This window comes from Spiroplasma endosymbiont of Amphimallon solstitiale, from assembly GCF_964030965.1.
In the GTDB taxonomy this organism is placed as follows: Bacteria; Bacillota_I; Bacilli_A; order Mycoplasmatales; family VBWQ01; genus Spiroplasma_E.
This window is the reverse complement of the sequence record NZ_OZ034999.1, coordinates 1,719,677-1,742,232: the sequence shown is the minus strand read 5'-3', so window position 1 is coordinate 1,742,232 and position 22,556 is coordinate 1,719,677. Positions and strand designations below refer to the sequence as shown.

At 23.2% G+C, this 22,556-nt stretch carries 29 protein-coding genes and 2 pseudogenes; 8 read left to right on the top strand and 23 right to left on the bottom strand.

Annotated elements, in window-relative coordinates:
* Positions 1 to 51: 51 nt before the first annotated feature.
* The 18 genes from AAHH39_RS10990 to AAHH39_RS10905 all read right to left on the bottom strand — a co-directional run bounded on the left by AAHH39_RS10990 (position 52) and on the right by AAHH39_RS10905 (position 10,826).
* Positions 52 to 2,355 (bottom strand): hypothetical protein, encoded by a 2,304-nt coding sequence (locus tag AAHH39_RS10990; protein ID WP_342218071.1) that lies wholly within the window; start codon positions 2,353 to 2,355, stop codon positions 52 to 54.
* 3 nt (positions 2,356 to 2,358) lie between these two features.
* Complete coding sequence (locus tag AAHH39_RS10985; RefSeq protein ID WP_342218100.1) at positions 2,359 to 4,056, bottom strand: hypothetical protein; 1,698 nt, start codon at positions 4,054 to 4,056, stop codon at positions 2,359 to 2,361.
* Between the two features lie 14 nt (positions 4,057 to 4,070).
* A complete protein-coding gene (locus AAHH39_RS10980) occupies positions 4,071 to 5,252 on the bottom strand; it encodes a hypothetical protein (RefSeq protein ID WP_338957176.1) in 1,182 nt (393 codons plus the stop codon).
* A gap of 18 nt (positions 5,253 to 5,270) precedes the next feature.
* The gene (locus AAHH39_RS10975) at positions 5,271 to 5,645 is read right to left on the bottom strand and encodes a hypothetical protein (RefSeq protein ID WP_338957002.1); all 375 of its coding nucleotides are present in this window, start codon (positions 5,643 to 5,645) and stop codon (positions 5,271 to 5,273) included.
* Between the two features lie 17 nt (positions 5,646 to 5,662).
* Positions 5,663 to 5,848, bottom strand: a complete 186-nt coding sequence (locus AAHH39_RS10970; protein ID WP_174480219.1) for a hypothetical protein — start codon at positions 5,846 to 5,848, stop codon at positions 5,663 to 5,665.
* Positions 5,849 to 5,865: 17 nt separating this feature from the next.
* Positions 5,866 to 6,054 (bottom strand): hypothetical protein, encoded by a 189-nt coding sequence (locus AAHH39_RS10965; RefSeq protein WP_338957011.1) that lies wholly within the window; start codon positions 6,052 to 6,054, stop codon positions 5,866 to 5,868.
* 41 nt (positions 6,055 to 6,095) lie between these two features.
* A complete protein-coding gene (locus tag AAHH39_RS10960) occupies positions 6,096 to 6,254 on the bottom strand; it encodes a hypothetical protein (protein ID WP_338957013.1) in 159 nt (52 codons plus the stop codon).
* 15 nt (positions 6,255 to 6,269) lie between these two features.
* Complete coding sequence (locus tag AAHH39_RS10955; protein WP_342218074.1) at positions 6,270 to 7,091, bottom strand: hypothetical protein; 822 nt, start codon at positions 7,089 to 7,091, stop codon at positions 6,270 to 6,272.
* A 107-nt stretch (positions 7,092 to 7,198) separates the two neighbouring features.
* Positions 7,199 to 7,393, bottom strand: coding sequence for a hypothetical protein (locus AAHH39_RS10950; protein ID WP_342218075.1), 195 nt, complete (start codon positions 7,391 to 7,393; stop codon positions 7,199 to 7,201).
* Between the two features lie 11 nt (positions 7,394 to 7,404).
* Positions 7,405 to 7,641, bottom strand: a complete 237-nt coding sequence (locus AAHH39_RS10945; RefSeq protein ID WP_342218076.1) for a hypothetical protein — start codon at positions 7,639 to 7,641, stop codon at positions 7,405 to 7,407.
* Positions 7,641 to 7,802 (bottom strand): hypothetical protein, encoded by a 162-nt coding sequence (locus tag AAHH39_RS10940; RefSeq protein WP_342218077.1) that lies wholly within the window; start codon positions 7,800 to 7,802, stop codon positions 7,641 to 7,643. The genes AAHH39_RS10945 and AAHH39_RS10940 overlap by 1 nt, the downstream gene beginning before the upstream one ends.
* 101 nt (positions 7,803 to 7,903) lie before the next feature.
* On the bottom strand, positions 7,904 to 8,077 hold the full coding sequence (locus tag AAHH39_RS10935) for a hypothetical protein (protein WP_342218099.1): 174 nt from the start codon (positions 8,075 to 8,077) through the stop codon (positions 7,904 to 7,906).
* Complete coding sequence (locus tag AAHH39_RS10930) at positions 8,077 to 8,238, bottom strand: hypothetical protein (RefSeq protein WP_342218080.1); 162 nt, start codon at positions 8,236 to 8,238, stop codon at positions 8,077 to 8,079. Before AAHH39_RS10930 ends, AAHH39_RS10935 begins: the two co-directional genes overlap by 1 nt.
* Before the next feature lie 3 nt (positions 8,239 to 8,241).
* The gene (locus tag AAHH39_RS10925) at positions 8,242 to 8,535 is read right to left on the bottom strand and encodes a hypothetical protein (RefSeq protein WP_342218098.1); all 294 of its coding nucleotides are present in this window, start codon (positions 8,533 to 8,535) and stop codon (positions 8,242 to 8,244) included.
* Entirely contained in the window at positions 8,525 to 8,962 is a 438-nt protein-coding gene (locus tag AAHH39_RS10920) for a hypothetical protein (RefSeq protein ID WP_342218081.1), read from the bottom strand. Before AAHH39_RS10920 ends, AAHH39_RS10925 begins: the two co-directional genes overlap by 11 nt.
* Before the next feature lie 8 nt (positions 8,963 to 8,970).
* Entirely contained in the window at positions 8,971 to 9,174 is a 204-nt protein-coding gene (locus AAHH39_RS10915) for a hypothetical protein (protein ID WP_342218014.1), read from the bottom strand.
* A gap of 134 nt (positions 9,175 to 9,308) precedes the next feature.
* The gene (locus tag AAHH39_RS10910; protein ID WP_342218082.1) at positions 9,309 to 9,827 is read right to left on the bottom strand and encodes a hypothetical protein; all 519 of its coding nucleotides are present in this window, start codon (positions 9,825 to 9,827) and stop codon (positions 9,309 to 9,311) included.
* 855 nt (positions 9,828 to 10,682) lie between these two features.
* Entirely contained in the window at positions 10,683 to 10,826 is a 144-nt protein-coding gene (locus AAHH39_RS10905; protein ID WP_342218097.1) for a hypothetical protein, read from the bottom strand.
* Between the two features lie 221 nt (positions 10,827 to 11,047).
* On the opposite strand from AAHH39_RS10905, the gene AAHH39_RS10900 reads away from it, so the two are divergent.
* Both AAHH39_RS10900 and AAHH39_RS10895 read left to right on the top strand, forming a co-directional pair.
* Positions 11,048 to 11,884, top strand: a complete 837-nt coding sequence (locus AAHH39_RS10900) for an IS30 family transposase (RefSeq protein ID WP_342218096.1) — start codon at positions 11,048 to 11,050, stop codon at positions 11,882 to 11,884.
* Between the two features lie 45 nt (positions 11,885 to 11,929).
* Positions 11,930 to 12,163, top strand: a pseudogene (locus tag AAHH39_RS10895) (IS30 family transposase); the annotation flags it as partial.
* A gap of 115 nt (positions 12,164 to 12,278) precedes the next feature.
* Here AAHH39_RS10895 and AAHH39_RS10890 read toward each other — a convergent pair.
* The 5 genes from AAHH39_RS10890 to AAHH39_RS10870 form a co-directional block, all read right to left on the bottom strand.
* Positions 12,279 to 12,401, bottom strand: a complete 123-nt coding sequence (locus AAHH39_RS10890) for a hypothetical protein (protein WP_256468302.1) — start codon at positions 12,399 to 12,401, stop codon at positions 12,279 to 12,281.
* A gap of 302 nt (positions 12,402 to 12,703) precedes the next feature.
* Positions 12,704 to 13,066: a hypothetical protein gene (locus AAHH39_RS10885; protein WP_252318892.1), complete on the bottom strand. Its 363-nt coding sequence runs from the start codon at positions 13,064 to 13,066 to the stop codon at positions 12,704 to 12,706.
* 22 nt (positions 13,067 to 13,088) lie between these two features.
* Complete coding sequence (locus AAHH39_RS10880) at positions 13,089 to 13,508, bottom strand: HIT family protein (protein WP_342218093.1); 420 nt, start codon at positions 13,506 to 13,508, stop codon at positions 13,089 to 13,091.
* A gap of 98 nt (positions 13,509 to 13,606) precedes the next feature.
* Positions 13,607 to 15,319, bottom strand: a complete 1,713-nt coding sequence (locus AAHH39_RS10875) for a hypothetical protein (protein ID WP_342218092.1) — start codon at positions 15,317 to 15,319, stop codon at positions 13,607 to 13,609.
* A gap of 16 nt (positions 15,320 to 15,335) precedes the next feature.
* The gene (locus tag AAHH39_RS10870) at positions 15,336 to 17,369 is read right to left on the bottom strand and encodes a hypothetical protein (protein ID WP_342218091.1); all 2,034 of its coding nucleotides are present in this window, start codon (positions 17,367 to 17,369) and stop codon (positions 15,336 to 15,338) included.
* Between the two features lie 306 nt (positions 17,370 to 17,675).
* Between AAHH39_RS10870 and AAHH39_RS10865 the strand changes: the two genes are divergently transcribed.
* The 6 genes and pseudogenes from AAHH39_RS10865 to AAHH39_RS10840 all read left to right on the top strand — a co-directional run bounded on the left by AAHH39_RS10865 (position 17,676) and on the right by AAHH39_RS10840 (position 22,455).
* Complete coding sequence (locus AAHH39_RS10865) at positions 17,676 to 18,959, top strand: aminotransferase class V-fold PLP-dependent enzyme (protein ID WP_342218090.1); 1,284 nt, start codon at positions 17,676 to 17,678, stop codon at positions 18,957 to 18,959.
* A complete protein-coding gene (gene sufU / locus AAHH39_RS10860; protein WP_342218089.1) occupies positions 18,946 to 19,404 on the top strand; it encodes a Fe-S cluster assembly sulfur transfer protein SufU in 459 nt (152 codons plus the stop codon). Before AAHH39_RS10865 ends, sufU begins: the two co-directional genes overlap by 14 nt.
* Positions 19,388 to 19,948 carry a 5-formyltetrahydrofolate cyclo-ligase gene (locus tag AAHH39_RS10855; RefSeq protein ID WP_342218088.1) on the top strand — a complete coding sequence of 187 codons (561 nt, stop codon included), beginning with the start codon at positions 19,388 to 19,390 and terminating at the stop codon, positions 19,946 to 19,948. The genes sufU and AAHH39_RS10855 overlap by 17 nt, the downstream gene beginning before the upstream one ends.
* 329 nt (positions 19,949 to 20,277) lie before the next feature.
* Positions 20,278 to 21,222, top strand: coding sequence for an IS30 family transposase (locus AAHH39_RS10850; RefSeq protein ID WP_342218087.1), 945 nt, complete (start codon positions 20,278 to 20,280; stop codon positions 21,220 to 21,222).
* A 12-nt stretch (positions 21,223 to 21,234) separates the two neighbouring features.
* A pseudogene (locus tag AAHH39_RS10845) lies at positions 21,235 to 21,910 on the top strand (IS5 family transposase); the annotation flags it as partial.
* 26 nt (positions 21,911 to 21,936) lie between these two features.
* The gene (locus AAHH39_RS10840; RefSeq protein ID WP_342218086.1) at positions 21,937 to 22,455 is read left to right on the top strand and encodes a hypothetical protein; all 519 of its coding nucleotides are present in this window, start codon (positions 21,937 to 21,939) and stop codon (positions 22,453 to 22,455) included.
* Positions 22,456 to 22,556: the final 101 nt, after the last annotated feature.

The following is a 22,556-nucleotide window of genomic DNA, read 5'->3' as shown; positions in this document are numbered from 1 at the left end:
AGAACTCGAATTAAACTTAAAATAATTTTTATTATTTTAAAAATCATAATTTTATTCCTGCAATTCTTCTAATTTTCATACATTACCTTTTAAATTACCTTTTCCACTATAAATAGTAATTAATTTTGCATGTTGAACTGATAAAATTACTATATTAACACTATCATTAAAGGTTTGTATTGGTACACCAGCAATTTTGTTATCCGTTATAATAAATTCTTGAATAGTATAAACTGGATTATATATACTTCAAGAATAATAAACTCTATAATGTTTATTAACTATAAAATCATAAGTAATTTGTCAATTATCTCATTTATTTTTTTCTCTTGTTCCTACATCTTTTCAGTTTGAACCACTTGGACTTGGTGTTGGATTATTTGGTAATTCAATATCTCAACAATTTTCTTCAACTTCATTTGTTTCTAAACTTTTTGAATTAATTTTTAATTTTGGTGTAACATCAACTTTAATTGTATTTTGTAATTCTTCTAATGAAAGAATAGCACCATAATTAATATCTCCACCTTTTAAATATAAACTACAATTAAAACTACTTTCTCTAACAGTTAAAGTTAATATTACATCTTCATCTTTAATTTTAAATTTTGCAAGTAAATAATCTCCACCTAAATAATTACCAGTTTTAAATTCTACTTTATGCTTTATATTTGCTTGATTTACTGGTAATTCATCTAATGTTATAATTACTCTATATACAGTATTAAAATTAATTTCAAAAGTATCTCATTCACGATTATTTTTACTTTTACTTATTACTTTTCATATTTCTTTATCTTGTTTTTTATCAATATTTGCTTTATTTTCATTAATAGCACCAACAATAGTTTTATTAGTAGTTTCTAAATTAGGAAATTCAGTACCAATAATATTAATAGCAAAATTATATTTAAAATGGTCTTTATCCATTTTATTCTCTAATTTTTTATCTACTTCTTCTTTTTTATAATAATCTGATAAATCTGCACTTCCACCAGTAGCACTAATTTTATTATTTTCATCAATAGTTATATTAGTACCAGCAATTAATTTATCTTGTTTTTTATCTAATAAATTATTAGTTTCTAGTTTTGTATAATAATCACGTTCAGTACTTTCTTCTGCTATAAATTCAGTTGGTGTTCCTTTTCCAATATATTGATATAATGTAACAGAACTAGGTTGATAATTAACATCATTAGAAGTCACCGTAATATCATTTAATTCCTTAGTAAATAATAATTGTATTTTAACATTATCATTTACAATCAATTCATCTAACTTAATAGTTTTTTGTGTTGTTCTATTAATTTCACCACCTAAATTAAATATAGTTTTTTTATTACTATATATGTAATTATCAGTAGGATTATTAGGTGGTTGATAAATATAACCTCATATTGCTAAATATATTTTTCCAAATTCATTACTAGGAATAAAAGAAGACATTTTTTTTCATAAAGGACTAGTTTCAATATTAAATCAATTATTTTTAATATCATCAATATTTTGTTTATTAATATCAACTTTATTTTCTAATAATTTAATACTATTTTCATTAGTAGTAATTCTTTTTTGTTGTTTAGCAGAAAAGTCAGCAGTCGCAGCATGAGTAAAATCACCAATTTGTGGATTATTTTGTAATGCTTCTGGTGGTAATGTACCAATTTCATCAGGTCAATCTAAAATCATTGTTTCAGTTTTTGGGTCATAATCAGTTGCAACATAACCTTTATTTATAAAGTTTGTAACACGACCCCTATATATCTCATTTTCGTTATCATTAACCAAATCATCATATAATTTTATTTGTTTTGATAATGTAAATTCTTTTTGTTCTTTAATTAATTCATCAACTTGATTTCTAGTATAAAATACTTTTAAGTCAATTTTTTCAATATCTATTTCATCTTGATTATAATTTGAAAATACTTGTTTTAATTCTGTTAATCTTGCTCATATTTTCATTCTACTTGGTGCTAAATCTCAAACATTAATTGTAGGAATACTACTTGCATTAAATGATGTACCATTATTGAATTGAATAGTAGCATCAACATTAAATTCAATTGGTGTACGATTAAATACTCAATGTTCAACCATTACATAAACCATATCTCTTAATGTTTCTTTAATTAATTCATCTTTAAAACTATCAAAAGGAAATTTAGATAAAATAAAATCAAGATAAGCATTAATATCATTTTGAGCGCGAATAGCAAAAGTTGTAAATCAGTCTTTTACATTAGGTCATGTATTTATATATTGCGGTGGAGTTTCTGTAATTTTTCCAGTTAATGGATATCAGTTATTATAATTTTCAAGACTGACATCAGTTCAAAGTTTATTAATCATAATTTATCATTCCTTAAAAAATGCTTTTTTATAATGTTTAGTTTTTGTTTTAGTTTTCCTATGTGATATATGGATAATTTCTTTTTGTAATTTTTTCTTACCTTTTTCTACAACTTGACTATATGCAAATTTTTCTAAATGATGTAATAGTCCAGTACCAAATAAAGTATTAACTGAAAATTTTAAACCAACACTTTTAAATGATTTATTAATATTTTCAATAGGATTATTAATAACATTTACTACTTTATGATAAGTTCTAATAGTTCTAAATATTTCTCTATATACTTTAAAACTATCTCTAATTACTTGTTGCACCACTGGTGGAGCAAATGCTATTGCTTTTAATCATTTATTACGATTAACACCATAACCAATGTATCAACCACTATATCAACGATATCAATGAAATGGATGTATTTGAGTAACAAAAGTTTTTGCTTTAAGAATACTATCAACAACTGTAATTGGTTTATACTTAGGATTACGATGATAAATAGTAATTGCACATTTGTCTAATGATAAAGGTTGAATTTTACAACCCATAAATACTGGTGAATTTAGTGGAATTAATTGTGCATGTTTAATTGCTCTTTTTTCTGCACTAGTAAATAAATCTGTTGCTTTTTCTTTTAATTTATTAATATTTTCAAATGCTTGTTTTTCTAATTTTTCAAATTTTTCTTGTAATTTATATATACTTTCTCGTAATTTTTCAAAATATGGTGTATTTTTTCAAAATTTATTTAAACCTTTTTTTAAATAAAATCTAATATCAAAATACTTAAAAATTTTATTTGCATTTAAAACAATTTTATGAATTGAACTATTTTTAAAATTAAATTTAATAGCATTAGCACGAATTTTTTGTAAATCTAAAATTAAAGTTTTTCCATATCTATTCTCTGTATGTATTGTATGAACTAAATTTAATCAATCATGTTGGTTCATTTTTAATACTTCTTTTAATTCAGTATTATATTTTTTTAAAAAGTTATTTGCTTTTTCAATATCTTTAATTTTAAACTTTGGAGTTAATTGTGGACTTAATTTTATTAATGTATTTTGTAATGATAAATATTCTTTTATTTGTTGTGATTTTAAAGATTTAAAATTATTTTTAAATTGTTTTTCAGCAACATAACCTAAATTTTGTGTTATTGTTTCACGATTAGGTGCCAAACTATAATTAAATAAATAACGTTTATTACCAATGATTTTATCTGTTAAAATTTCTTTTCCACTTACTTGACTAATAATTTCTTGTAAGTTTTTTGCTTCTTTAACACCAATTTGTTCTAATGTTTTAGTTTTTTGTGCTAACTTAATAAATTTAGTAGTACGATAACCACGACTAATTTTATTAATTCCAACAAATGCAGGTAATATATTAAAAAAAGTATTTAATGGTGTTACATTTCCTTTTAAATAATCATAAACTTGATTAATAGTAAAATCAGTTAAAAACTCTACATCAACAGCACTAATACTAGCAATTAAATCACTTGCACCTAATCCAAGTGCTATACTTTCACTTAAACCACCAGTAAAAGGAGCAAGTGCTACTGTTATTACTTGTACACCAATCATTTCTAAAATTTCTCATCAAAAACTTTTATTTTCTTGTTGGTTACTTGTTCTAGTATGTTTTGGTTTATTTATGTTTAAAAGTATTGCTGTACTAGTTGTACCAATTGGCATGATATTAATTTCCTTTATTTAAGAGTTATTTTAATTGGATTTGTTGTTCCTTTATAATTTAAGTCATTAATATTTGCAGTAATAGTTATATATAAGTCACCTGCTTTTTGTTTTTGATTACTTACATTAGTTTTTCCTTGTGCATCACTAAAATATTTAATAGTTGGATTTGTTAAATTTGGATTTAATGATTTAAGTTCATTAGTACTTTTTATTTCTGTATTTAATTCATTGTTATTGTTATTACCATTTGCAGTAATATCAGTTGTTAAATTTGTAATCTTAGTTTTTAAATCATTTTTATCATTATTAACAATTGCACATAACATTCAGCGTGAAGTTGTTTCTTCATCTGTTATATAGGGTATTGATTCACCAGTTACTTCTCCACCAACTAAATATCTTCTTCCAACTTTACCATCAGCAATATCTTGAACATATACAACTGTATTTTGTAACATATATCTTTTCATTGCTCTTGGTGTTGCTAAAACAAAAGACATAATTTTAGTTTCATTATTATCAGTAAATGTCATATAATCATCCATTACAATTTGACATAGTACACCTTTAATATATAAATCATTTCCATTTAATCTTAATTGTTGAGCAATCTGATTATCAGTAATTAATCCTTTATTATTAGCTAAATAAACAATACTATCATAAAGATTATTAGTAATAAAAAAACGACAATTATTACTATTTCTTAGTTGAAATAAAGTATTTCAAGCATCTAACATTGATTTTAAATATCCTACTGGTGATTTATCAGTAATGTCTATTTTAGTTGCATATTTTGCAATTACATTTGTATCATTATTTGCTAAATAATCTGCTAAGTCATTAGCAACTTCATATTGCATTGTATTTAATAAATTTTGTCCATTTTCAGCATTTAAATCAACATTAGCAATTATTTCACCCGCAACTGCTTCTTCTTTAATTTCTTTTAAAATTTTAATAGTTTCAGCATAACTAACATCTAATCCTTTGCTTTTATCATTTCATTTTAATACTTTAATTTCTGAATTTTTTGGTTTTTTAACTATAAATTCAATTTTTGTTGAATTAACCATTTCGATAGGAAAAAAACTTGCTCATGGTGAATTTGATTGTTTATAAAATTCTATAAACTCTGGTGCTTCTACTAATTTTTCGGTATTATCTAAATTTTTATTGAATTGTATTGCCATTTTTTGATTTCCTTTCTGTTATAAATTATTATTTTTTTTATAATCCAATAATGTACTTTTTATTGAACTTGGTTGATTTGTTATTATTGTTTGTGGTTTGCCACCTGTATTAATTGTTTCTTTAAATACTGGTTGTTCTTTAATGATTTTTTTAATAGTTTCTTCAATTTTTGAATTTTCTAAATTATTAGTTTTAAATTTTAAAAAATCATAAAATTCACTTTTAACTTGATATTTTTTAAATATATTAATTATTTCTTTTTCTTTAATTTCTTGATTAAGTTTATTTAACTTATTTTCTGCTTCATTAACTTTATTTTCTATTTCTTGTTGAGCATTATTTTCAGTTAAAGGTTCAGTTGTTTGTTGAACATTATTTTCATTTTCTAACATTTAACATTCTCCTAATCTTATCCCAATAATCAATCTTTAACTAATTGTGGCATTTCACTTATTAGTTTTTTATAATCATTAACAGCATTTTCTAATGTATTGATATCAGAAAATTTAAAACAATTATCAATATGTAAATCAAAATCTCTATCAATACTGATATCTTGTTTTCTATATTTTTCATTAAATTCAATTTTTGTCATATTATTTTTCTCCTTTATTATTTATTTTCTTTATTAATCTTTTCATTTAATTTTGCTAATTTTTTTTGATGTTTGATAATTTTGTTATTTGCTCTAACATGTTTTGGAGTTGTAATAAATCGTTTTAATAAAACAATAATTTCTCTGCAAATTAATATACCAGTGCTTATTCCAATTGTTTCAAGTGCTTTTAAAAATTCTTTCATTTTTATATTTTCCTTTCAATTTTTTATTTTTTTATTTTTGATTATTCATCAAATTCACCTTTATTAATTTTTTCAATCATATATTTTGTGTCTATTAAAATATTTTTAGCTATACCTTCATTCAGTCGTATTTCTTGTAAATCTTTTTCATGTTGTTTTAATTTATCATTGTAATATTCAAGTAATTTTTCTTTATTCATTATTTTTCACCTCCTTTATAAACTCATGTGATTATAATCTCAATTTAATGAAGCATTATCATTATTTAATAGTGCTTCGCTTATATTACCACTACCATATTGACTTGATGTTTCACTATTAATAGTAAATCTATTATCATTTATTAATCTTGCAGTTTCATTTGTAAATGAAGTTTCTTGCATTTCTCTATTATGATTTGTTTCTATTGGAAGTAAATTATGGATAATTTCACTTACACCAGCAACTATGGTAGGTACTGCATAAGAATTATTAAAATCATTATTAATACCCATAGCAACACCACTTGATATTAAACATCCACCAGTTGCCATATTACAAATTTTTCTTATTGCTTCAAATTTATTAGGTATTAATTCTAGAATTCCACTAATAAGATTTGATATACCATAAGCATTTAAACTAATATATGTATCTCAATCCATTAATGACTGATTTTCTTGTTTATTTAATAGTAATCATGGAGGACCTTCTGTTGTAGTTGTAGTAGTTATTGGAGTTGGTGTTGTTGGAATAATAGGATTAATATTATTTTCTGTTCATTTACTATAATTTGCTAAACCAATTGTTCCTAAACCTAAAATAATTTTTTTAGAACTATTAATTAATTTAGTTTTTGTATTTGGTCTTTGATTTAAATTTCATATATCTAAACCTAATTTTTTACCAAATAATAAACTATTAATTGAACCTAATAATGGATTATCTATTACTTGACCATAATAAGCACTTGTACCTATCATTGCACAAATTGGACTTATACCAGTTCTAATTAATTTGATTAAAGTATAATTTGATTGTGTATTTTCGTTTGCCATTTTAATCTCCTTTATTTGCTTTTAACATTTCTCTTACAATATCTAATAAAGTATTTACTTGATAATCATATAATTCAAATTCATGAATTCTAATTTTAATTTTTTCTTTATAATCCATTTTTTTCTCCTTTAATTTCAATAACATAATCAATTGTTATATTTCTATAATTATTAAAATGAGTTTTACATAATCCTAATTTTGTATTTTTTTTGATTGAACAAACATATATTTTTTGATTACTATTGTTATTTTTACAACCATAACTATCACAATATCATAGTCATTCATAATCATTAATCATTTTATTTTCCTTTAATTTTCTAATTTTTTAACTGTTACTTTAATTCAACCTTGATAAACATCATTATCACCAACTATTAATGCAACATTACTTTCTGGGTCAGAAACAATTATGTGTTTTGATTTAACATTTGGGTATTGTCTTAAAATAATTGCTCTAATATCATTACTTGTATGAATTGCTTTTGGAAATGGTGATAATATTTCAATTTCATCTTTATTATCAAACAAAGTAGGCAATATTATCATTAGTCAAATTCACCCTCTTTTACTCTAATTAATAAAATTTTAATAAAATCAATTTCACCTTTTATATATTGTTTTAAATCTTGATAAAATTCATCATTATATTGTTCTTCAGCATTTTTTAATTTTTCATTAATATATTTCATTATTTTTTCTTTATTCATAATTTAACCTTTCTTTCCTAACTCTTTTATTTTGTTTTTGTTTACATAAGTTGCTACATTTATGGGCATAAACTCTACCATAACCACATTTATTATTCTTTTTAATTTTTATTATCATCAAATTCATCAATTTCTATATCATTTTCTTTTAATACTTTTTTTAAATGGATTTCACAAAAATATAAATCAAATGCAAAATTATCTTTACTATATCCAAATATACTTGCACTTTTTCAACATCCTACTGCTTCACTTTTACAATTGAAACATTTCATTATTTTATTTCCTTATTTTCAATTTGATTAGCAATTTCGCTTAATATTTTTAATACTTTATATTCATTTTTTAATTCTTTAATAATAAATATTAAAAATATTATTAATGTTATAATTGTTATTAATATTGGTACTATTAATAAAATTTTTCATAATATCATTTTTTACTCTTTTCATTTTTTAAATCATTTAACATTAATTGAACAAAATGCACGATTTTTAGGAATGTTTAAAGTATTAAAGATTTGACCAGTTACTATAATTTCATCATTTTTGTTTAATAAAATACATCGTCTATAAAATTTTCGATTGTTAAAAATTAAAGTAACATAGTTTAAACCATTTCACTGACCTCGAACACTATAATATAATTCTTTATTACCTTTTTCGTAATATTTTGCTTCAATAGTATTACTCAGTTTTACTGTTAATTTGACATAATTTGCTTTATCTTTCATTTTTATAATTCCTTAAATAGTATTGAACATGTTTATATGCATCTTGTTCATGTTTTGTTAATTTTATATTTCCTTTATAATTTGCTATTTTGTTTTTGTTTTTTGGGTGATTTTCTAGATAATCTCAATTAAAAACATCTTGTATTAATGACATTAATGCACCAATAATTTTAGGAGTTGCTAATGGATTAGTTAATAATTGTTTTGAACTTAAAAAGAAATCTTCTACAATAACTAGTATTTTTTTATTATCAGAATGTTTTTTAATTAATAAAAAGTATTCTTTATACAAATTTTTGCTTTCTAAAACTGTTTTAGTTTTAAATGTTTCATTAAAGAGAATATTATTAGTTTCATTTGAATATATAACAATTCCGTTATTACCAATACCAGCAGGGTCAATACCGATAATTAACTCATATTGCATTAATTAAGTTAACCTCTAATAATTGTTTTAATAATTTCTAAATCACAATTACATCAACAATATTTACATTCTTCAATAAATTCTTTATGACCACAAACTAAATTATCTTTTTTTAAATCATCAATCAGTTTAATTAGTCCTATTTTAAATTCAATATCATCACTGTCCGTTATGTAAATCGTTCCTCTTTTAGTTAAATATTCTTTATCCATATTTATACCTCCTACTTAACCTAATATTTAAAATACAGTCATAACAAATTGCTTTACTATTGTTATCTCTTAAAAAATATTTTTTTGTTTTTATATCATTAGTATTAAAGAATAAATAATCTAATTTATGTTGTTTACATGTTCAACAAAAATACTTTTTCATTATGAGTTGAAATTTCCTTATAAGAAGTAACTATATAATTAATTGGTAAATCATTATGATTATATGGATTATTTATTTTAAAACCTTTTCTGTTTTCTTCTCACGTAATGTTATATTTAAAACAAGGATTAGTAATTTTAGTTTTGTTATCAGTTATTTCACCCATAAATCAACTATTATGCTGGTCATAAAATGTTAGTGGTTCAAGTTTTATATCATTAAAATAATATTCTTTTGGAATAATTGGTTTATTAACAGTTATTTTTTGGTCTTTAATATATGGTTCTAATAATTTTATTAATTCATTACCACTTAATTCTCTTTTAATATTTTCTAAATTAAAAACTCAATATGTATATTTATCATCAACAATAAAACTATTATTTTTAACCATTCATTTTGGAAATTGTAATTTATATTCACCATAATCAATAAGAATAGATTGTGGTTTATCTTTTACAATTTGTTCTTTTTTAAATTCTATTTGCATAATAATCCTTTCCTAATATGTTCTGTTGCTTGTAGCATAAAGAATATATATTTTTATTTTTATATTATTAATACTATTAGTTTTATTCATTCCAGAAATTCTGGGCTCAAAAATAAATTGTGAAATTTTAAAAAGAAATCGAGGCATTCGATTCAATATTTATTTAATTTGTGTTAAACAAATTAATATTTTAATTGAACCGGCACCGCTCAATTTTTTTTACAAGTTTGAAATTTATTTTCTCGCCCAAAAAAATTTTCAAAAAAAATAAAAAATAAAACCAACGCTTGCTCACTGGGGGGTGGCAAGGTTGGTTAAATAAAGAATAGAATTAATACAATAGGTTCCCTAGTAGGTCTATATATACTAGTTTCCAATTCGCTCCCACCCCAAGAATTACCATTACTGGTTAGTATATTTTATTAGGTATCACTCCACTTTTTATTTATCCATGCAAGTCCACATGTTTTGGCCACTATTTTTAACAACTGTGTTGTGGTTCACTGTTTTAATTCCCTAACACGTGTTGATAATAGCGTTAAAGAAGATTATTAATTATTAACTTTCTCCTACTTGGTCACTGCGTGTAGTAGATATTTAAAGGGTGTTAATAATAAAAATTTTAAAATTTTACAATTACAAAAAAAGACAAGATTATTTCTTGTCTTTTTCCTTTGAGAATAATTTTTATTTTATCTTTTAAATGTATATTTTTTAAAATACGTCGAATATAAATTTAAGGGTAAAAGAGAATTTAATTTATCTATCATCATTTTGAAATGGTAATATTCAAAAGAATTTATTTATCTAGTAATTTATCTTCCTACGTTTTTGGGAACCTCCCAAAAATTATTTCTAAGTTTTTTTCTTTTCAATTTCTTCTTCAATATTTTCTTCCATTTCAGAATTATATAAAATACCAGTAGTTGCACCACTAATTAAAACCGCAGAACTAATTATTCCAGCAATAATTTTTGAATTTTTATTTTTTTTAGACATATAATACTCCTCCATATTTTGATTTCAGAAATAAGTTCTTTATATTCTTGCCTTTGATATCAATAGATATAGACTAGTATTGTTTTTATTTATAATTTGTTTTATTAACAATTAAAATGAAAATTGTTTTAGATTTCCTGAATTGTAAAATTAAAAAGGACACTTATATAAAAATTAAATTGTGTTAATTCTATAATTAAGAAAAGAAAGGAATTAGCACAATGTATAAGTATCTGACTATTGAATCAATAATAGCAATAAAAGAATATAAAAGTTATGGATTTTCGATTCGTAAAATAGCAAAAGCCATTGATTATAGTAAATCAACTGTACATAGAGTTTGTAGATTATTAAATCAAAACTTATTACCATTAGAAATATTGAATAAAATTCAAAAAAATAAACAAAATGCAGGTAGAAAATTAATAATTTTAACTTTAATAGAAATTAATACTATTAATCATTTGTTAATTACTAAAAATTATGCTCTTGATATAATTGCTAATTTTTTAAAGGAAAATAAAATAAAAAGTATTTCAACAAAAACTTTATATAACATGTTTAAAACAAATCAAATGGGTTTTGATGAAAATAACTTATTGAGAAAAGGAAAAAATAAACCTCACAAACAAAAAGAAACTAGGGACAGAATTAATAATTGTAAGTCTATTCATGAAAGAAATTTAATCATTCCTAATATTAAAAATATAGAAGAATTTGGTCATTTAGAGGGTGATACTATCATTGGTAAAGATCATAAAAGTTCTATTATTACTTTAGCTGATATATGATCAAAAACCACAATTCCTTTAGCAACTAAAAATAATAAATCAGAAAATATTACAAAAAGTATAATAAAATTTATTTCAAAGTTACAAAAAGGAACAGTTAAAACTATTACTTTTGATCGTGGTAAAGAATTTAGTAAATGAAAATTAATTTTTAATTATGTAGAAAAGTATGGATGACCAAAAATTATTCATCAATTTACACTTAAAATATTATTTTTAATTAAAAATTTGTTAAAAGTAACATTATTTAGTGTAAAAATTCTCTAAAAATAACACTTTATCATGTATCATTACTTTTCTACAAAATTAAAGAAATTAATCGAAAAAAATTGTAATGTTAAGATTTATTTTGCAGATCCTGGTAAACCTTGTCAAAGAGGTTTAAATGAAAATAATAATGGTATTTTAAGAAGATATTTACCAAAATCTACAGATCTATCTTCATATAAACAAAAAGATTTAAATACTATAGCATTTCAAATTAATTCTACACCCAGAAAATCACTATCTTATAAAAGACCAATAGATTTAATACAATTATTTTAAAAAACTGTCCCATTTATATTTACAATTCAGGTTTCTAAAACAATCAGTAAAAATTTTTAAAATTAGTTGATAAGGGCTATTGATAATAGTATAAATTTTATTAATAATCAAAAAATTATTGATTAGCACACTCTGGGCATTTCATAATTTTTCTTGCTGTTTTTGAGTTTGAAGCTAAATCATTACCATTAATTTCTTTATTACAACTTGAACAATGTAACACTTTTCTTTTTTTCATATCTCAATCTCCTTTATCTTTTTTTATTAATGCTTAAAATTATAGCATCATTAATAAAAAATGCTTTTTTGATGAAAACAAAAAGGTAGTTATGCCACTCATCAATTAATAATTTTTATAAAATTTGATAATAATAACTATTATAATATTTCTTTCTTATTATTTATGTTGAAAATAAACTCTAAAAATATTATTAATTATTTATTAAAAATTGGTTTAATATTATTTTCAACCAAAATTATAAAAAAATATTGGACAATATATTGTCCAATATTTTAAGTTATTAATAATTATTTTATGACTTATTTACTATTAAATATTCATAAAATAGAGCCAAACGCCATGATAATATGTGGTAAAGCATTAATATAAGTTCATGTTGACTTATAATCTACATCTTTGCCAACAAATAAACCAATAACTATTATAACTGAAAGAAATGATATAAATAGTGCTCATAGTCTTGATCATAATCCAGGTTTAACTGAAAATGGTATTAGAATATAAATAATACCTATTATAACTAATGTAGCTCCATTTTCATTTCAGCCATAGAAACTATAAGTTATAACTCCCGCTGCATACAATAAACTAAAAACAATAATTCATACAGCACCAATTAGCATTAATATTTTAGGTAAAGTTAATAACTTAAGACTTTTCATTTTTTTCCTCCTTAAATATTTTTTACATTAACTGTGATTTTAGTATTTTTTTAAGATTATTAATATCATCAATTGTAACATTTTCTTTTGTCCTATTAATTAAAAACCCTTTTTCACGAATATATTTTGGAATAATATGAACATGATAATGAAATACTTCTTGAAATGCTTCGCTACCATTATTAGTTAAAATATTAAATCCTTTAATTTCGGGAATAGTTTTTATTAGCAAATTAGCAATTTTATGAGTTGTGATACTAACATTGCTCACTATTTTAGGTGTAGTATCAATAAAAGTTTCAAAATGTTGCTTTGGAATTACTAGAATGTGTCCTTTAGTTACAGGGTTGATATCCATGAATGCTGCTGTATTTGTATCTTCAAAAATTAAGTTATTTGTATCTTTAATAATTGTACAAAAAATGCATGCTTTATTTGTCATATATTTCACCTCAACTTACTTTATAAGTATAACTTAAATTATTCTAATATTTTAAAAAACATATACTTAGTATATGTTTTTTAAAATATTAAGTATTATTATGGATAAAACTCTTTTACCTTATTTCAAAATCCTTCTTCATATATATTATTTTTTGGAATATATGTTGGAAATAAATTTTGAGCAGCGATTTTAAAGTTTTCAGTTGCTGGTGAATCTTTAGTTGCAGAATCACTAGCAGATATAGAATATAACATTTGTCAAAATATATTTCACTTTGTTTCTTGGGTAATAGTGCTTTCCTTAGCATCACCCCTTATATACTTAGAGAAATCTGTCTTAAGACTAGTATTACGACTAATGTTTCATGAATGAATTAAATTACTAATTTCTGGAACTCAGCCTTTGTTTTTATTATTTAAAAAACTAAAATCTAAATTTTGTAGAAGGTTTAGGAAATAAATAGGAGCAGAGTAAGTAAATGTAGCAATATTATTATTCGTAGTGTAATGTAATCCACCATTAGGTACTCAACCTGCAGCTAATTGATTATTAGTTGCAGTACTTAAGAAACCATTAGCACCAAAATTAGGATCAATTTCACTAATAGTTGAGGCATTACCGCTTGTTAATTGAATAAAAAAATCAGAATTTAAAGTTTTTCCTTTTCCTGAATCATCATCTTTAACAATTGACTCTCACTTTGGAGGTTCAGAAGGATTACTATTTCATTTTTTATCAATGCTTTGCGCATTTGCTAAATCAGTAGTAAAGTTTCAATTTACATTATAGTTACTCTTTTGTCAACCAGTAGTATCTTGTAATTGACTTATGTAAAGGTTATTTGTTTGGGTTGAAATTATAGGTTTACCTGCTTCATTATCTTTAATATCAACAATATTGTCTAAAATATAAGACATTGTAAATAAAGTTTGATTTAATGCTGGTAAAATTTCATATTGATAATATTGTTGATAACGAAAACGTAATCATCATTGGAAACGTTTTAAATATTTTGAATAAGTTGGAATATCAGTACCAGAAAGACCTTTTTGTGTTTTATTAATACCAGCACTACTATTTCATTTTTTAGCATCATTTGGTAATAATTTACCAATTTCGTTACTATAATTGTCATCTGGATGTTTAGCAATGGCAGCTAATTGTTCATCAAAAGCAGCATCTTTATCACCATAATCTTTATATAAACTATCAGGAGTAAATATTTGATCAGGATCATTAACTTTACCAGTAGCGTCATTTTTTTCTTTATAAAAATCTACATTTTGATAATTAAATTTACTTGTACCATCCTGATGTCAACTTTGATTTTGAAATAATAACTCATTATTATCTGCTGCTGATACTTTATCTAGTGAATTAGCTGTATTAATACCACTTAAGTACTTTTGAGTTAATAAACTTAATCCTAAATCATCTTTAAGTTTTATAAAAGCTTTATTGGCTTCTCCCATTGTAGTAGTACCATCTGCATTTTTTATGTCTTCACTATAATGAAGTTTCTTATAAAAAAATTCATAAAATTTTTGCTGAGCAATTGTTCCTTCAACATCTTTTAAAATAAAATCAAGACCTTGTGAATAAATATTCTTAAACTGAGCAGAAATCGTTTCATTAAAATTTACTCCTAAAAAATTAAATAATACACGATTTTTATAATCATCAGGAATTTTACCACTAGGTAAATTACTCATATCACGTTCATTATCACAAGCAACTAATAATAATACAGGGCCAGATAAAAGAGTAACTGAAGTTAATAATGGTAAAATCTTTTTTATCTTTTTCATTTTTTATACCTCCCGTCTAAGAACTAATGATACTTGGATCATATCATCATAATGTTCGTTTCCCAACAACATCTAGATAATTAGCAATATTAGTATCCATACGAGCAACTGGTGCATCTTGTGTAAAGCCATCTCATGTATTATTAGTTTTTATAATATTATCCTTAAATGTTGCATTAATATTAATACCTTGTCTATTGTTTCAACGATTTTCTTTAGTTTTATCAAATCAACTTTTCATTTTTTCAACAAAGCCATTAATTTTCGTATCAGTTGGATCAAGAGGACTTGAACCAAATATATCCTGTAAATTTCAATGAATTAAACTCGAATTATCATTAAAGTATAAATTATAATCTCATCAAGTTGCATCACCAAGGCTACCAGTACCTCCAGTAAAGGCTGTTAATGCATCATTTAAATTAAAAGTAGGAGTTGTATTTGGAGTATATTTTTGTAGTAAAAAACCAGTTTGTAAATAATCAAGATAAGGAGAATCAGATAATCCACCTGGACGCTCAGATAACGGTGCTAAGTCTTTTCACTTATAAGTATCTTTTCTATGATTTTTAAATGTTTTAATTATATTATAAGTTGATTCATCGCTTTTAGGTTTGTCTTGCTGTTGATATGTGATACCTGGCGTTTGAATAAAATGAATACCACCAGTATCAATAAAAATGCCAACTCCAGGTCCATTATTAACTGCAGCATCAGGAAGTTGTGGTCCTTTTTTATCTTTCATATAAACTAAATCATTATATTGACTAGTACCATCTTTACCTTTATCTTTAATACTATCACGGTCTATATAAGGAATTAAGTCATCTAAACCCTTTTCCTTGTCAGTTGGCGAAGTAAATTGTGTTAATTTATATGGTTGAATACCATCAACATTTTTACCAACACCTTCATCACTAGTTACATAACGATATAAGTAATAATAAAAAGGACTATTCTCTTGTGAAGATTTAGTAATATCCATTAATCCTAAATCACCAGTTTTACTAACATCAGTAGTAGCGGCCCCTTTTTCTTCAGTGAATGTTTGATCAAAACCATTAGTACTAATATTCTTTAAAATTTCATTAATTTTAGTTTTATTTTGAGAAAACTGAGAAGCATTAATCTTTTCTTGTAAAGGTTTAGCAGTAGAGTCAAAAGGAATAACAATTTGACGAGTTCAAATTAATTCTTGATTTCTTAACATTACTTTAGCTATTTTAGATTGATTATCACTTAATAAGCCATCAATAGTATTGTATGAATCTGTTTCATAATTACTATCATTCTTATCATCACTAGTTTTTACAACAGGAAGACTAATATTAACACCAGTTCATGTTTTAGCAATTTTGACATTATCGTTTAATTTTGTAATAGCATCTGATTCTGAATTATTAGCATTAGCAACAATTCAAATTTTGCTAGAATATTTACCAGCAGCGATACTACCTGTTTTACCATTAATGTATTCTTGTACACTATCATAAGTACCATTTGGATTGTTTTCACTCTTTACTTGTTCTCATAAATCCTTTAATCAAATATTAATTTCATTTTGATTGTAGTATTTATAATCCTTATAATTACTAGTAACATAACTACGTTGAATAATACCTAAAGCACTCTTTTTTAAAATATTATCAATGTAAGTATTAACATCATCATCGCCCAATACTTTCTTTCATTGTTTTTCTCATGAACGACCATATTTTGCTTGCAATGATTTTATTTTATTTTCCATTTCAGATTGAGCTGCTGTCAAAGCAGCAAGATAATCATCTTTATATTTTGGAGTATTTTTTAAAATTGAAAGATTAATATATTGATTAATATCAGTATATAATGTTTTACCTCATCCACTATTGGGATTATTTAATAAGTAATTAAAAAAGGTGTCAGTCGTAGTACTTGTATCTATAAAAGCACTATTTCAGTCGAAAACATTAGTTGTGCCTCTTTCATTTGAATTATTACAAGCTATAATAGACATAGTTGATGTTGATGATAACGTGAAAACTGCAACTAAGGCAAGAATATTGCGCACTTTATTCACTCCTTTTAATTAAATCTATAGCAAAAAAAAGATTTTTTAATTTATTTTACTAAGATATCTTAACATAAAATTTATATTTAAGGGATAGTTTTTTCTAATTAATTTTAAAATGAAATAACTAATTACCAATTATTTATTTTAAAAAATTTAAAATATTAATTTTTTTAAATATTATTACTTTATAGTGCACAAATAATATTTTATTCATTTTTTAATTTTAAGAAAATTAGCACAAAATTAAGTATATAATCATTAGTATAAGTATATTATATTTGGTGTAATGATATAGGAGTAAATATGAATAAAAAAATAAACATTAATGATAATACCTTTAAAACTGATTTTCCCTTTTTTAAAAATAATCCTGATTTAGTTTATTTAGATACAGCCGCTTCTTCGCTAAAACCACAAATAGTTATTGATGCTGTTAGGGATTATTATGAAAAATATTGTATTAATCCACATAGTCAAGATTATCAACTTGCTGTTAAGGGAAATGATATATTTGAAGATACTAGAAAAACAATTAGTAAATTTATTAATAGTAACGAAAACGAAATAGTTTTTTGTCCTTCAGCAACTTTTGCTTATAATCAAATTGCTTTTGGCTTAGAAAAATATTTACAAGAAAATGATGAAATTTTATTAACCACTTTAGAACATAGCTCATTACTCTTACCATTTTATCGTTTGATACAAACTAAAAAAATTAAAATAAAATTTATTGAAACAAATAAACAAGGAGTCATTACTGTTGAAAATTTAAAAAAAGTTTTAACACCCAAAACTAGAATAGTTGCTTTTGCAAATATTAATAATTCTTTAGCAATAGAAAATGATACTGAAACATTAACTAATTTTATTAAAGAATATGGTAAAAAAAATGTTAAAAGTAATAATTGAATTTTTAAAAATATTTTAGTAATAATAGATGGTGCACAATCAATAGGACATATAAAAACCGATGTTAAAAATTGAAATATTGATTTTTTTGGATTTTCTGGTCATAAAGTTTTTGGTCCAACTGGAATCGGTGTCTTTTGAGGAAAAAACGAATGATTAAATATGCTAGATCCACTAATATTGGGTGGAGGCATGAATGGTGATATTTATGAAAATGGTAAATTTAACTTATTAGATAGTCCTTATCGTTTTGAAGGTGGAACACAAAATATTGCGGGTGTATTTGGGCTAGGTGCAGCTATTAAGTATTTATTAAACATTGGTATTGAAAATATTAGAAATCATGAAATTTTACTAAAAAAATACGCAATTGAACAATTAACAGCGCATTTAGGAAATAATATTGAAATTTATAATATTGATGGCAATAGTAGTAACATAATATTTAATATTAAAAAAGTATTTGCACAAGATGTTGCTAATTTTTTAGGAACACAAAATATATGCGTACGCAGTGGAACTTATTGTGCTAAATTATTACCTAATATAATTAACGCTGAAGTAACAATTCGTCTTAGTTTTTACATATATAATTGTAAAAAAGATATTGACTTATTAGTAATAGCTTTAAAAAAAGGGATTAATGAAGGAGGAGATTTTTTAAATGAATTCTTTTAATAACAATCAAGACTATTATCGCAAACTAATTGTTGAACACTATAGTAATCCAAAAAATAAAGGTTTTAAAAATTTACCAAATAGTTTGACATATCATCAAAACAATGAATCATGTGTTGATAATTTTCATGTTGAAATTTCTATTAAAAATAAAGTTATTAATAGCGCACGCTTTACTGGAATTGGGTGTGCTATTTCAACTGCAGCAACCGATCTTTTTTGTATTTTAATTGAAGGTAAAACAATATCACAAATAAAAGAAATTATTATTAATTATCAAGCAATGTTATCAGAAAAGCAATTTAATGATAAAATAATTGAAAATATGATTGCTTTTAAAAATGTACCAAGAGAGCGTAATCGAATTAAATGTGCCCTTATTGGTATTAATGGTATTAATAAAATAATTGAGAAAGAATGTGAAAAAAATGGAAATGGAAATTAAGGATAAAATTAGTTTAAGAACCATTTATTTAAAAAAAATAAAAAATGTTTCTAAAAATAATTATCAAAAGTGAAATAAAATTATTTTCAATAAATTTAATGAATCACATTATTTTAAACAAAATAATGTATTTGCTCTTTATAATTCCTTACCATATGAAGTAGAAACTAAAGAAATTATTGAATTATTATGAAAAAATCTAAAACAAGTTTGTTTACCAAGAATGAATGGTGAGCATTTGGAATTTTACTTTATTAATAGTTGAAACGATATCGTATTTGATAATGATTTTAAAATTGGACAACCAAGTTTAAATTGCCAAAAAGTTATAGGAAGTCAAATTGATTGTATGTTAGTACCATTGATTGCCTTTGATAAAGATTATTATCGTATTGGTTATGGTAAAGGTTTTTACGATCGTTATTTATCTAAAAATAAATTTAACTTTAGTAAAATAGGACTTGGTTTTGCTATTCAAAAAATTCCTTATATAATTAATCACGATAATTGAGATATACCATTAGACTATATTTTTACTAATTAATATTTTAATCTAAAATTAAATACACTAATCAATAAATAAAAGATAGTTTAATTAATCAAATTATCTTTTTTTATTTTTATTGTATATTCATTTTTTCAATTATAGACTTAAATTAAGATTTACTTAGAATAATTATTTTAAAAAGACTAAAACTATTCATTAGTTTAGTTTATACACACTTGAATTTTATAAAAACTGAATTAATTAAAATTATTTTATATTTTTTATCAAAATGAATCCAAAACCTGAATTGTAAAATTAAAAAGGACACTTATATAAAAATTAAATTGTGTTAATTCTATAATTAAGAAAAGAAAGGAATTAGCACAATGTATAAGTATCTGACTATTGAATCAATAATAGCAATAAAAGAATATAAAAGTTATGGATTTTCGATTCGTAAAATAGCAAAAGCCATTGATTATAGTAAATCAACTGTACATAGAGTTTGTAGATTATTAAATCAAAACTTATTACCATTAGAAATATTGAATAAAATTCAAAAAAATAAACAAAATGCAGGTAGAAAATTAATAATTTTAACTTTAATAGAAATTAATACTATTAATCATTTGTTAATTACTAAAAATTATGCTCTTGATATAATTGCTAATTTTTTAAAGGAAAATAAAACAAAAAGTATTTCAACAAAAACTTTATATAACATGTTTAAAACAAATCGAATGGGTTTTGATGAAAATAACTTATTGAGAAAAGGAAAAAATAAACCTCACAAACAAAAAGAAACTAGGGGCAGAATTAATAATTGTAAGTCTATTCATGAAAGAAATTTAATCATTCCTAATATTAAAAATATAGAAGAATTTGGTCATTTAGAGGGTGATACTATCATTGGTAAAGATCATAAAAGTTCTATTATTACTTTAGCTGATATATGATCAAAAACCACAATTCCTTTAGCAACTAAAAATAATAAATCAGAAAATATTACAAAAAGTATAATAAAATTTATTTCAAAGTTACAAAAAGGAACAGTTAAAACTATTACTTTTGATCGTGGTAAAGAATTTAGTAAATGAAAATTAATCGAAAAAAATTGTAATGTTAAGATTTATTTTGCAGATCCTGGTAAACCTTGTCAAAGAGGTTTAAATGAAAATAATAATGGTATTTTAAGAAGATATTTACCAAAATCTACAGATCTATCTTCATATAAACAAAAAGATTTAAATACTATAGCATTTCAAATTAATTCTACACCCAGAAAATCACTATCTTATAAAAGACCAATAGATTTAATACAATTATTTTAAAAAACTGTCCCATTTATATTTACAATTCAGGTATTAAAAAGTGGTTGTCAATGAAGAATGCTACCAAAAAATTTTCCAAAATGACAAACTGTATATTATTATTTTCAAATTTGAAGTAAAAATAATGGTAAAGAACCTAGTGTATTGCAATTAATTTTAAAAAAAATTAGTTAAAAAAGTTCGTATCAATAATAATCGCAAAGAACAAACTAGTTTTTGTATAATTGATTCGCAAAGTGTTAAAAATACAGATACTACTGAAAATAAAGGTTATGATGCTGGTAAAAAGATTTCAGGCATAAAACGTCATATTATTGTTGATTCTCAAGGTTTACCACATGCAATTTACATAACCACAGCAGAAAAAACAGATCGTAATAGCGCTATAATAATGATTGAAAATGAAAAAGAAAATCTTTCTGCAGTTCAAAAAATAATAGTAGATGCTGGTTATACTGGTGAAAAATTTGCTTCTGAAATCAAAACAATCATAAATGCAAATGTTGAAGTGATAAAACGTAATGAATTACATACTTTTGTAGTATTACCAAAAAGATGAATTGTAGAACGAAGCTTTGCTTGATTAGAAAAATACAGAAGATTATGAAAAAATTGTGAAAGAAAACTAAATACTAGTTTACAAATGGTTGTTCTTTCATTTATTTCAGTTTTATTAAAAAGATTCTAAACAGGTTCTAAAAATAAAACTTTATCATGTATCATTACTTTTCTACAAAATTAAAGGAATTAATTGATAAAATTTATGAATTTCTTGATTTACAATTTTTTTATAATAAAAGTAGTTTAGTATTTATTGGTGATGGTGCACCTTGAATTAAAACTACTGCTAAAAAAGAAAATATTCCTTATGTAATTGATAGACATCATGCATTTAAAGCACTTAAAAAAGGATTTATTATTAATAGAAAAGTAGATAATAAAAAATTAACAAATGCATATAATTTATTTGTTAATGGTGAATATTATCAATTATTAGATTATTTAAAAGAAAATAATGTAAATGAAGAAATATATAAATATTTTAAAAATAATAAAGATGGTGTTATAAATCAAAAAGAAAATTGAAATCAAGGAGTTTGTGCTGAAAGTGATGTATCACATCTTGTTAAATCTTTAAAAGGATATGGTGCTAAAATTTATAATGATAAAGTACTTGATAATATGCTTATAATTAATTCAGCAAGAATTAATAAGTTAAAACTTTTACTTTAATATTTTAAAACTTAATAAATCTAAACCTAAATAGTTAGGAATTTTCAATTTATAAAAGTTAATAAAATCTATATTAAGACTTGACATTAACCCTTTTTAGG